At 57.5% G+C, this 10,904-nt stretch carries 12 protein-coding genes; 3 read left to right on the forward strand and 9 right to left on the reverse strand.

Annotated features, from left to right (window positions below; genetic code table 11):
* Positions 1-49: 49 nt before the first annotated feature.
* The 3 genes from spoIIM to ET33_RS11565 all read right to left on the reverse strand — a co-directional run bounded on the left by spoIIM (position 50) and on the right by ET33_RS11565 (position 2,531).
* Positions 50-697 (reverse strand): stage II sporulation protein M, encoded by a 648-nt coding sequence (spoIIM, locus tag ET33_RS11555; RefSeq protein WP_036680875.1) that lies wholly within the window; start codon positions 695-697, stop codon positions 50-52.
* Positions 698-774: 77 nt separating this feature from the next.
* Positions 775-1,965: an endonuclease Q family protein gene (locus ET33_RS11560; protein ID WP_036680877.1), complete on the reverse strand. Its 1,191-nt coding sequence runs from the start codon at positions 1,963-1,965 to the stop codon at positions 775-777.
* Positions 1,962-2,531, reverse strand: coding sequence for an NUDIX hydrolase (locus tag ET33_RS11565; protein ID WP_036680879.1), 570 nt, complete (start codon positions 2,529-2,531; stop codon positions 1,962-1,964). Before ET33_RS11565 ends, ET33_RS11560 begins: the two co-directional genes overlap by 4 nt.
* 158 nt (positions 2,532-2,689) lie before the next feature.
* Here ET33_RS11565 and mciZ point away from each other — a divergent pair, with 158 nt between their 5' ends.
* Positions 2,690-2,947 (forward strand): Z-ring formation inhibitor MciZ, encoded by a 258-nt coding sequence (mciZ, locus tag ET33_RS37395; RefSeq protein ID WP_081890287.1) that lies wholly within the window; start codon positions 2,690-2,692, stop codon positions 2,945-2,947.
* Here the strand turns inward: mciZ and ET33_RS11570 are convergent.
* Together ET33_RS11570 and ET33_RS11575 are read right to left on the reverse strand one after the other, a co-directional pair.
* A complete protein-coding gene (locus tag ET33_RS11570; protein WP_051775256.1) occupies positions 2,835-4,043 on the reverse strand; it encodes a DUF3866 family protein in 1,209 nt (402 codons plus the stop codon). The genes mciZ and ET33_RS11570 overlap by 113 nt on opposite strands.
* Positions 4,044-4,151: 108 nt before the next feature.
* Entirely contained in the window at positions 4,152-5,285 is a 1,134-nt protein-coding gene (locus tag ET33_RS11575; protein WP_036680881.1) for a M20/M25/M40 family metallo-hydrolase, read from the reverse strand.
* Positions 5,286-5,353: 68 nt separating this feature from the next.
* Between ET33_RS11575 and prli42 the strand changes: the two genes are divergently transcribed.
* Positions 5,354-5,449, forward strand: coding sequence for a stressosome-associated protein Prli42 (prli42, locus tag ET33_RS38395; RefSeq protein WP_152570619.1), 96 nt, complete (start codon positions 5,354-5,356; stop codon positions 5,447-5,449).
* A gap of 54 nt (positions 5,450-5,503) precedes the next feature.
* Here prli42 and ET33_RS11580 read toward each other — a convergent pair whose 3' ends face one another.
* The 4 genes from ET33_RS11580 to lpdA form a co-directional block, all read right to left on the reverse strand.
* A complete protein-coding gene (locus ET33_RS11580; RefSeq protein WP_036680882.1) occupies positions 5,504-6,889 on the reverse strand; it encodes a dihydrolipoamide acetyltransferase family protein in 1,386 nt (461 codons plus the stop codon).
* A gap of 12 nt (positions 6,890-6,901) precedes the next feature.
* The gene (locus tag ET33_RS11585; protein ID WP_036680883.1) at positions 6,902-7,882 is read right to left on the reverse strand and encodes an alpha-ketoacid dehydrogenase subunit beta; all 981 of its coding nucleotides are present in this window, start codon (positions 7,880-7,882) and stop codon (positions 6,902-6,904) included.
* 3 nt (positions 7,883-7,885) lie between these two features.
* Entirely contained in the window at positions 7,886-8,896 is a 1,011-nt protein-coding gene (locus tag ET33_RS11590; protein WP_036680884.1) for a thiamine pyrophosphate-dependent dehydrogenase E1 component subunit alpha, read from the reverse strand.
* Between the two features lie 148 nt (positions 8,897-9,044).
* Positions 9,045-10,466: a dihydrolipoyl dehydrogenase gene (gene lpdA, locus ET33_RS11595; protein ID WP_036680886.1), complete on the reverse strand. Its 1,422-nt coding sequence runs from the start codon at positions 10,464-10,466 to the stop codon at positions 9,045-9,047.
* A gap of 148 nt (positions 10,467-10,614) precedes the next feature.
* On the opposite strand from lpdA, the gene ET33_RS11600 reads away from it, so the two are divergent.
* The gene (locus tag ET33_RS11600; protein WP_036680888.1) at positions 10,615-10,875 is read left to right on the forward strand and encodes a DUF2627 domain-containing protein; all 261 of its coding nucleotides are present in this window, start codon (positions 10,615-10,617) and stop codon (positions 10,873-10,875) included.
* Positions 10,876-10,904: the final 29 nt, after the last annotated feature.

Here is a 10,904-nt window from a genome sequence, read left to right on the forward strand (position 1 = left end):
TTCTTCATGCTTACATTATAGGAGGAGGACTTAGGGAAAGTCAAACCTTTTAAGACCCGGACATCGTTACAAGCATCGGCGTTACCCATTTCATCATAACGGGCGAGACGTAAGCCTCGAAAATCGCCACGCCGAGCAGCAGCGCTCCGGAGGCCAGAATGACGCCTGAAAATCGCATAAACGGTTCGTAAAGAGCGCCTTTGCGGCTAATAAACCGGTTTTTGACCAGATGAATCGTGAAAGCCATCGCCGTGACGCTGCATACGAGCAGCAAAGGGATGACCACCAAGTTCGGCGGCACGACCGAAACGAGCGCAAACAGCAGCCCCTTCCAGGATAAGGTGCCGACCAGATAGCCAACGGTGAAGCCGACCAGCACGCCCTTCAAAAAATCCAAAATAAGGATGAGCGGCAGGCCGATGACGGACAAGCCCAGCACCCAAATAATTAAAAACCATTTGATATGCATGGAAAACGAATCCTTGAACGAACCCGTCACATCGCCTTCCAATCCGCCTTGATGGACGGACGAAAAAAAGCTGCCCAAATACCGGCTCAGCTCCTGCTTTTGCTCCAGCGATAAGGCGTTCACCATAACCGCACCGAAAACGACGCCCGTGACAAAGACGACGCCTACGAATAAATAGAACGACAAATGCTCCTTCATATACTGCTCCAGCGTACGGTTCCGCATCATGCCGGCGCGCCCCCCCTTGTCCGAATAGTACAGAATATGAGGGGGTGCACAGGTTTATGACTCCGTCCGTGTACGCGTTATTCTTGCCGTGCGGACACTTTGCCGTATTTGCCGCCGCCGCCCGTATCGAGCCGCAGCGTGCCCTCGCGCGCTTCCATAATATAACCGGCAATCGTTTCGCCCGCCGCTTCCACGAGCTCTTCGAACGATACGCGGTGCAGCAGGTTCATTTCGGAGCCGAACCGCTCGATGAGACGGTTGAACGTTTTCGGCCCGAGGCCCGGAATGTACTCAAGCGGCACTTGGTAGCAATAAGGCGGTCGGTCCGGGGCAACCCGAGGCTCCTCCCGGTCCGCCAGACTCAAAATACGGTCCATGACGCCGCGGACAATCCGCAGGCTGCCGCAGTACAAGCAGCGCTCCACGGCCGTCTGGCCCTGCTCGTCGAGAATCGAGCTGCAATCGCCGCAATACGTGCGGTGGTATTTGCCGAGCCGCGGATTGAGTCCGTAATTGGCAAGCACGCAGCGTCCGTCCTCCTGTGACAAAGCTTTCCGCAGCTCCTCGAACGTCGGCGCCTCAAGCGCCAGCTTATTGTATTCGCGTCCGATTTTCGGAAGCGAATGGGCATCGGAGTTGGTCAGAAACGTATGGCGGTCCAGCTCGCTGATATGCCCGGCCATGACGGTGTCGGCGCTCAGGCCGAGCTCTACGGCCGCAATTCCGTCCAAGTCGAGCAAATGCTCCATCCGCGTCGAGCAACTGCCGTAGACGCTTTTATGCGGGGTGAAAATATGGGCCGGAATCAGGATGCCTCCGCGCGCAATAGCTTCCCGCTGAAGCTTCCGGGCCGTGACATAGATGCGCTGCGAGCTGAGCTGCACATTTTTCATATGCCTGCGCAGCCACTCCGTGAAGCTCTGCATGTCGCCAAGCTTTGGCAAATAAGCGAGCAAATGGGCCGTCCCCAAGCCAGGGTCGCGCACCTCGATCTCGCAGCCCAGCAGGACGGTCGTCCGGTGGAAGCGGATGCCTCCTCCTTCCAGCTCTTCCATCTCGCCCGTATTCAAATAATGCAGCATTTCCCGCTGCACACCCGGGGAATGGCAGTCGATAATGCCGATCATGTCGATCCCTTTGCGCTCCGACGCTTCCTGCGCGATGTTGTAGAACGTCAGATTGTTCGCGGCGCTGATTTTGACCGCTTCACCCGCTTCCGTTCGCCCGATGTGGATATGCAGGTCGGCGTAGTATGCGTTCGTGTTCACGTCGGGAACGAGCCGGTAAGCTTATACAGCTGCCAGGCGTAAACGGCCATGATCGTTTTGGCGTCGCTGATCCGCTGCTCCCGGATATACGCTTGCGCCTGCTCCAGCGTAAGCTCTTCGATTTCGAGGAATTCGTCTTCGTCGGGGTTCGCTTGCCCCTTCACCAGCTGCTCGGCGGCATACAGATGAAGAATTTCGTCGGCGAAGCCAGGCGATGTATAGAAAGAGCTGATATGGCGGATCGAGCCGACGGTATAGCCGGTTTCTTCCTCCAGCTCGCGCTTGGCGGCATCCAGCGGATTCTCGCCGGCGTCCAGCTTCCCTGCCGGAATTTCCACCTGGCTTTTCTCCAGCGGCTTGCGGTATTGCTCGACGACGATCATCCGGTCATCCGGGGTAAGGGCCAGAACCGCGACCGCGCCGGGATGCTTAACGATCTCGCGGGTCGCTTCCGCGCCATTCGGCAGCTTTACGGTATCCACTTGCAAGGAAATAATTTTACCTTGAAAAATCGGCTGGGTGGAGACGGTCACTTCTTCGAATTTTTTATGCGTCTTATGCGGCATGGAAGATTCCTCTCTTCTCTGTACAGGTATTGTAACAATAAGACCAAAGCCCATTATAGCACATCCGGCGGCCGCTGGCCGCCCGACTAAGGACATAATCGTGTCGTCTCCCGCATAGGGTGGATTATATGAACCTATCGAAGCAGGAGGGGTACTCTATGAAAACGTATGTCAATGCAGGGCAACTTCGTCTGGTAGGTAAAGGCTGGGAAATCCGCAACTATTTGAAAATGGCGCTGGACCGCGTCTCGCCCGATGTGCCGCTTGCGGCCTTTCTGGACGGGACGCAGACTGGCAGTACGGCTACGGCTTATCCGGTCCCTCGCTCCGAAGGAGCCGATACGCCGCTCCTGCCGCCGTGCAAATGGCCGCAAAAAACGCCGGATCGTCCGGCAAGGCTCGCCCCATGGAAGTAATCGGCTGCCCGTACGCTTCCAGCGCGGCCGCCATTTGCTCCAAGGGCGGCGGCGCCTCCCACAGCAGCCGATGACGCCGGGCGAGCACGCTCTGCCGCACCTGCTCGCGCAGCAGCGCGGTGTCCGCTTCGGCGGGCAGCAGAGGCAGCGGGACGCAGGCTGGCGCGAGCGCGGCTTGGCCAAGCGCCACCACCGTATGGCGGCTGAGCCCGCGGTGCTGCGGCCGCGGATCGGCGAAGCTGATGCGGGCCATCGCCACGGGTACGCCGCCGAGGGCATGCGCCGCGCCCACAAGCTCGCCCGCCTCGATGCCGCTGAAGCCGTATGGCGTGCCGGTGCCTACGATGCCGGGGCCCATGCAGACGATAGCCAGATCGGCTTCCAGCACATGCCTCGCGGCAAGGAGCGCCGTGTATTTGTTGACGGCTTCGACGTCGCCGCCGTAGGCGTGACCGTATGTGACCGTCCCGGTCAGCCAGCCAAGCTCGCGGAGCTGCCTCACGTGTCCGCTTATCGCCAAAGGCAGGGCGCCCCCGTCGGTCATGACATAAGCGATTCGCGGCGCCGGCGCTCCCGCCACACGCGCAAGCTCGCGGAGCCAGCAGACGGCGGCAGGCAGCATGCTGTGCAGCTCGCCGATCAACACCGGCATCCCGCTGAGCGTACGCGATTCGGCAAACAGAGCGTGATACGGGCTGGACGGCTCCTCGACCGAGAGCACGGCCCGCTGCAAAGACGTGTAACGCAGCTTCATAATGTGCCCCTCCTGCGGCCCGAAGGAGCGAAGCCTATCTGGCGCCTCCAGCTCCCGCAGGCTTGTACCTGCTGAAACTTCCGGGCTGTCGACGCTCTCGCCCAACCTGCCAAGTTGCGCGTGGACGAAATGCACGCCGCCCGTACCGAGCCCCAAACGAACGGCAGTCGTATTCAGCAGCACCTCGTCCCCCGGCCGAAGCGGCGTCCCTACGGCAAGATCGTGCAGCGCAGCCGCCGTTTCACCATCTCCAAGCCGCACCCGTACCTCCTGCAAACCATGCGACGACCAAGGTTCCCCCACCGTTTCCGTAACGACAGCCGTTTCCCATTGGATCCTCATGTTCCGTTTCCTCCCGCTTTCGCACAAAAAAAATCGCCGCTTACCCAAAAGAGATAAGCAGCGATTAAACAACCTGTATGTTATTACTTTATGCCGGAAAGCCAAGCATTATGCCTTGGCAACTTCATTGACGATCGAGACGACCGCTTCGGCCGTTTTGACAAGGTCCGAGATCGCGATCCGTTCTTTCGTCGTGTGAATGTCCAGATAGCCGACAGCCAGATTGACGGTTGGTACGCCCATGCCGTTGAACATATTGGCGTCGCTGCCCCCACCGGAATGGAAGGTGCGCGGCGTGCAGCCGACGTTCGTCAGCGCGTTCATCGCAAGCTTCACGACCGGAGCGGACTCGTCGTACATAAACGCCGGATAGATGACTTCGCTTTTGAAGTCAAGCTTCGCGCCCATTTCCTCCGCCGCTTCCTCGCACGCTTGACGCATTTTCTCAACTTGCTCGTACATTTTGGCCTGCGTGATGCTGCGCGCCTCGCCTTCGAGCGTTACCCGCTCGACGACGATATTCGTTGCACCTTCCACGCCGCCTTCGAAGCGCCCGATGTTCGCGGTCGTTTCTTTGTCGATGCGGCCGAGCGGCATGCGCGCAATCGCTTTGCTCGCCACGGTAATCGCGCTCACGCCCGCTTCGGGATTCACGCCCGCATGAGCCGAGCGGCCCCAGAACGTGATGTACACCTTCGCCTGCGTCGGAGCGGCTACGGCGATATCTCCGATAGTGCCGTTCGAGTCCAGCGCAAAGCCGAGATCTGCATCGACCCACTTGGCTTCCATCGCGCGGGAGCCCTTCAAGCCGGACTCCTCGCCCGCCGTAATAATAAACTGAATCTGCCCGTGCTCGATGTTGTTCTCTTTCAGGACGCGAATCGCTTCGAACATGGCGGCAAGGCCCGCTTTGTCGTCTGCCCCGAGAATCGTCGTTCCGTCGCTGCGGATGTAACCGTCTTCGCCGATCTGCGGCTTGATGCCTTTGCCCGGAGTAACCGTATCCATGTGCGAAGTGAAGAACAGCTTCGGCAGCGGCTTCGCGGATGTCGCCGGCAGCGTGCAGATGAGGTTGCCCGAGCCGTGGCCGGTTTTCGCTGCGGAATCGTCCTCTTCCACCTTCAAGCCCAGCTCGGTGAATTTTGCTTTCAGCACGCGGCTGATTTCCTGCTCGTGCTTCGTTTCGCTATCGATTTGAACCAACTCGATAAATTCGTCTACCAATCGTTTTTGCTGAATCATAGCTTTCCTCCATTAGGCCGCTTGGGTTATTATAGGGATAGTATTCCCTTGATAAGGAGCTGAAATCGTTGCGCAATAAATTGATTTTCAAAATCATCGTCTACGCGATGATCGTCTCGATGCTGTTATCCACGCTGTTGTTTACCGTAAGTAATTTCTTCTAGCTGGCCGGCGGGCGACGGGTTAGGGACAAGCCCTCCCGCGTCTGCCGTGGATCTTTAGTACAGCTTCGTGTCCTGATTGTACGCTTCCAGGTTCTCTTTCACCCGTTGCAGGAAGCGTCCGCAGATGACCCCGTCCAAAATGCGGTGGTCCAAGGACAAGCACAGGTTGACCATCGAACGGACGGCAATCATGTCCTGAATGACGACCGGCTTTTTCACGATCGATTCGAAGGTCAGAATGGCGGCTTGCGGGTAGTTGATGATCGGATACGACAAAATCGATCCGAACGAGCCCGTATTGTTCACAGTAAACGTACCGCCTTGCATATCGCTAAGCGTCAGCTTGCCGGCTCTTGCTTTCCGGGTTAAAGAATCGATCTCCCGGGCGAGGCCGGCAATATTCATTTGGTCGGCCTTTTGGATGACCGGAGTGACGACGAAGTCCTCGGTTCCTACGGCCAGAGCAAGGTTAATGTCCCGCTTGACGATAATTTTGTCAACCGCCCAGACCGAGTTCATGATCGGATAATCCTTGATCGCGCCGACGACCGCTTTGAGCAGGAAGGCCAGGTAGGTAATGTTGATCCCTTCCTGTTTCATGAATTCGCCCTTCACTTTGTTCCGCAGCAGCACAAGGTTCGTCACGTCCACTTCGATCATCGTCCAGGCATGCGGAATTTCCGTCACGCTCTGACGCATGCGGCTGGCAATCGTATTGCGGATCGGCGTCACGTCGATCAAATACTCGCCCCGGCCATCAAGCGGCTGACCTTCCACTTCGATTTTCGGCAACGGCGGGTTTTCCGACAAATGAATGCCGGTCGAACGAACCGGTCCCTTCGGCGGCACCGAGAGGAATACGCCGGCGGTCGCTGCTTCCGCAGCGGCTTCCGCATTGACGGCAGCCACCGGTTTTCCTCCTTCGACCGCTGCAGGCTTGCCGCTCGCGACATAAGCTTCCACGTCTTTGCGCGTAATGCGGCCGCCAAGGCCCGTTCCCTTCACTTCCGACAGCGCGATCCCATGTTCTGCGGCAAGCTTGAGCACCGCAGGCGAATAACGGCCGCTCATGCCCGCTTCACCGCCGGCAGCTTGAGCTTCGCGACGGGCTTGTCCGCCTCCTTGAGCGCGTTGCGGCTGTGAAATGGCTTCTGCTGCTTCCGCCGTGCTGCCTGCTGCCTGATGCGGCTCCTCGATCAAACAAATATCTTCTCCGACCGCAGCCGTATATCCTTCTTCCGCCAGCAACTTAATGAGCCTGCCTTCGATCGGCGACGGCATCTCTACCGTCACCTTGTCGGTGATCAGCTCGCACAGCACGTCGTACTGTTCGATATAATCCCCAGGCTGCTTGAGCCATTTGCCAATCGTCGCCGATACCAAACTCTCGGCCAGATGAGGAACCTTGACGCCGGTTCCTTTCGTCGCTTGATCGTTCATGTAACGGTCCTCCTAGAACAAAGCCAGCTTCCGCATGGCTTCCATGATCTTATCCGTATTGAGAAGGAAAAACTTCTCCATCGGCGGGTTCATTCCGACAGCCGGAACGTCCGGCGTGCACAGCCGCATAATCGGCGCGTCCAGCTCGAATAGCAGCTCCTCGGCAATGATCGCGGACACTTCCGCCCCGACGCCTCCGGTCTTGTTATCCTCGTGGATAATCAGCACTTTGCCGGTTTTGGCTGCCGACTTGAGAATCGCTTCCGTATCCAAAGGCTGCAGCGTTCTCAGATCGAGCACATGAGCCTGGATGCCTTCTTTGGCCAGCTCTTCCGCCGCACGCAGCGCATATTGCACGGTGATGCCGTACGTGATGACGGTGATGTCGGAGCCTTCCCGCTTCACGGCCGCTTTGCCGATCGGCACGATATAATCGTCCTCGGGCACTTCGCCCGTAACAGACAAATAGCATTTCTTATGCTCGAAGTAAAGCACCGGGTCCGGATTGCGAATTGCGGCCTTTAACAGCCCTTTTGCATCATACGGGTCCGAAGGGGCAACGATGATAAGCCCCGGCGTGCCGAAAAAGACGGATTCCGGGCATTGGGAATGATACAGCGCGCCGCCGCCGGTCGCCCCGTATGGAGCGCGGATCACGATGGGACAGCTCCAGTCGTTGTTCGAACGGTACCGGATGAGGGCCGCCTCGCTAAGGATCTGGTTCGTCGCCGGAAAAATAAAGTCTGCGTACTGCATCTCCGCCACCGGCTTCATCCCGTACATGGCGGCACCGATCGCTACGCCCGCAATTGCCGATTCGGCGAGCGGCGTATCCATAATCCGCTCTTCCCCGAACTGCTCCTTCAGCCCTTTCGTCGCATTCATGACGCCGCCTTTACCGACGTCCTCGCCCAGAACAAACACGTTCTCATCCCGTTCTAGCTCTTCCTTCATTGCCGTGCGAATCGCTTCCAAATACGTAATGACCGCCACGAATTAGCCCTCCCTCTGTTCCGCGTACACATGCTTGAGCGTATCTTCCGGCGCCGGAAAAGGTGCATCGTCCGCGTAATTCGTCGCTTCGACCAATTCCCGCTTGATGGCCGCCGCAAGCTCGGCATCCTGCGTCTCGCTCCAGAGGCCGCAGTCGATCAAATACTGCTTGAACCGCGGCAGGCCGTCCTTCGCACGGTTCTCTTCCACTTCCTCCGGGGTGCGGTAGAGCAAATCGTTGTCGGACGTCGAATGCGGAGGGATCCGGTACATGACCGCTTCGATCAAGGTCGGTCCTTCGCCGCGCAGGGCGCGCTCGCGCGCTTCCTTCACGACGCGGTACACTTCAAGCGCATCCCGGCCGTCCACCTTAACGCCCGGGAAGCCGTAGCCGTGGGCGCGCTCGGCGATGCTGCCGCCCACCTGCTTGTGCAGCGGAATGGAGATCGCGTACTGGTTATTTTCGCACATGAAAATGACCGGAAGCTTGTGAACGCCCGCAAAGTTGCAGCCTTCGTGGAAATCGCCCTGATTGCTCGATCCGTCGCCGAAGGTCGCGAACGCCACGAAATTTTTCCGCTTCATCTTGGCGGCTAACGCAATTCCGGCCGCGTGAGGCACTTGGGTCGTTACCGGAGAAGAGCCTGTAACGATATTCAGCTTTTTATGGCTGAAATGGCCTGGCATTTGACGTCCGCCGCTGTTCGGGTCTTCCGCCTTGGCGAAGACGGACAGCATCAGTTCTTTTAACGTCATGCCGACCGAAAGCACGAAGCCGTAATCCCGGTAATATGGCAAAAAGTAGTCTTCCCCGCGCGAAAGCGCGAAGGCTGCGGCCACTTGCGCCGTTTCCTGGCCGATTCCGGACACGTGGAACGCGATTTTGCCCGAACGCTGCAGCAGGAAGCACCGCTCGTCAAACATGCGGGCCTTTAACATGTATGTATACATCTCCAGAGCCTGACCGTCCGTCAATCCGAGCTGCCGATGTTTTGTTATTTGACCGATGGACATGGAGTATAGACGCCTCCTTTTTCAAAAACAAGAGAATTTTTAATACCTGGTGCTAATACCAGACACTATAACTATATTATAAACCGTTTGGTTTACGAATACAATTGTATTAGATAAAGAGGCGCTCTCCCGGCCTTCCGGCAGCAAATTACGTATTGATGGACCGCCCGTCCACAGCCAGCATCGCCTCGCCCAGCAGCTCGGAGAGGGTCGGATGCGGATGAATCGTCTGCCCGATTTCCCATGGGGTCGCATCAAGAAGCTGAGCTAACGCCGCCTCGGAGATATAATCGGTCACATGCGGTCCGATCATATGGACGCCGAGCAAATCGTTCGTTTCTTTATCGGCCACCACTTTGATAAATCCGTCGGTCTCCCCAAGCACGATCGCTTTCCCCAGCGCCCGGAAATGAACCTTGGACACCTTGACGTCGCGTCCCCGTTCCTTGGCTTCCCGTTCCGTCCAGCCGATGCTTGCCGTCTCCGGACGGGAATAGACGCACCGCGGCACCCGATGCGGCTCCACCTTGTGCGGCTGCAGGCCCCAGGCATGCTCCGCCGCAGTCAATCCTTCATGGGCGGCCGCGTGTGCAAGCTGAAGTCCGCCGATGCAGTCCCCGATCGCATAAATGTGCAGCTCGGCCGTCTGCATCGAATCATTGACGCGGACGAAGCCGCCTTCGACCTTGACATCGGTATTTTCCAAGCCAATGCCCTCGACGTTGGCTTGACGCCCTACGCACACGAGCGCGATTTCGGCCGACAGTTCGGCTTGTTCCTCGCGATGCTCCACATTCAGCGTCATGCCGCCCTCATGCTTGCGGACGGATTCCGTGATCACCTTGGTGCCTGTACGAACGTTAACCCCGCGTTTTTTCAGCAACCGCTCCAGTTCGCGCGATACGTCTTCATCCTCGCTCGGAAGCAGTCTGGGCGCAAATTCCACGACGGTCACCTGCACACCAAAATCGCTAAGCAGCGAAGCCCATTCGACGCCGATGACGCCGCCTCCGATAATGACCGCCGAAGCCGGCAGCTTCTCTAGACGCAATGCCTCGTCGCTGTTCAGGATCGTCACGCCGTCGGTTTCCAGGCCCGGCAGGCTTCTCGGACGGGAACCCGTCGCGATGACTACCTTGTCCGGCACCAGCGTCAAGATCTGATCCTCACCTTGATCGACGGATACCGTACCGCTCCGCGGCGAAAAGATGGAAGGACCGATTAATCTGCCCTTCCCTTGGAATACGGTGATTTTATGTTTTTTCATCAAAAATTGCAGCCCGCTGTATAGTTGCTCGACTACCGCGTCTTTGCGGCTTGCGACTTTAGAGAAATCTAGGGTGACCGCCTCGGCTCCGATGCCGAATTTGTCGCTGTCTTTCATGAGGGCGAATACTTCCGCGCTTCGCAGCAGCGCCTTGCTTGGAATACAGCCGCGGTGCAGACAAGTTCCACCGAGCTTATCCTGCTCGACAATGGCTACGCTTTTTCCAAGCTGAGCGGCCCGAATGGCCGCCGTATAACCGCCGATGCCTCCGCCAAGAACAACCATATCAAAAGTATGCGTCATCCATGATTCCTCCTGAATCTTAAGATTCTCTTATTGTAACTCTATTCTGCGGCAGAAATATAGTCCAATTTGTGAAATGACATGAATTCTTGATAAATTTATGATAACGTAGAGATTGACGATTTTGAAGCAATAGAAGGAGCCAAGCATGATGGCCGTTATTTCTCGTTTCATCGCCATGCTGCTGCTGGTCGTGCCCGGACTCATGGCAACTTACGGATTTTTGGCAATGAAGGACGCTTGGTTCGCCCAATTCGATCCGGCGATCGGCTTCCTCTGGTGGAAGTTTGCGCTGGGACTGCTGCTGTTTGCCGCAGGAGTCGCTTTTATCGGGGGATGGATTTTTTTCCGGGACCGCAAACGCAACTATGTCGCGCCGCGCTTTCGCAAGAAACGCAAAAAGGGATAGGCCAGTAATGGGACTGAGCCCCGTTTGTG

Origin of the sequence: Paenibacillus tyrphae, assembly GCF_000722545.1 — a bacterium.
Classification (GTDB): domain Bacteria; phylum Bacillota; class Bacilli; order Paenibacillales; family NBRC-103111; genus Paenibacillus_G; species Paenibacillus_G tyrfis.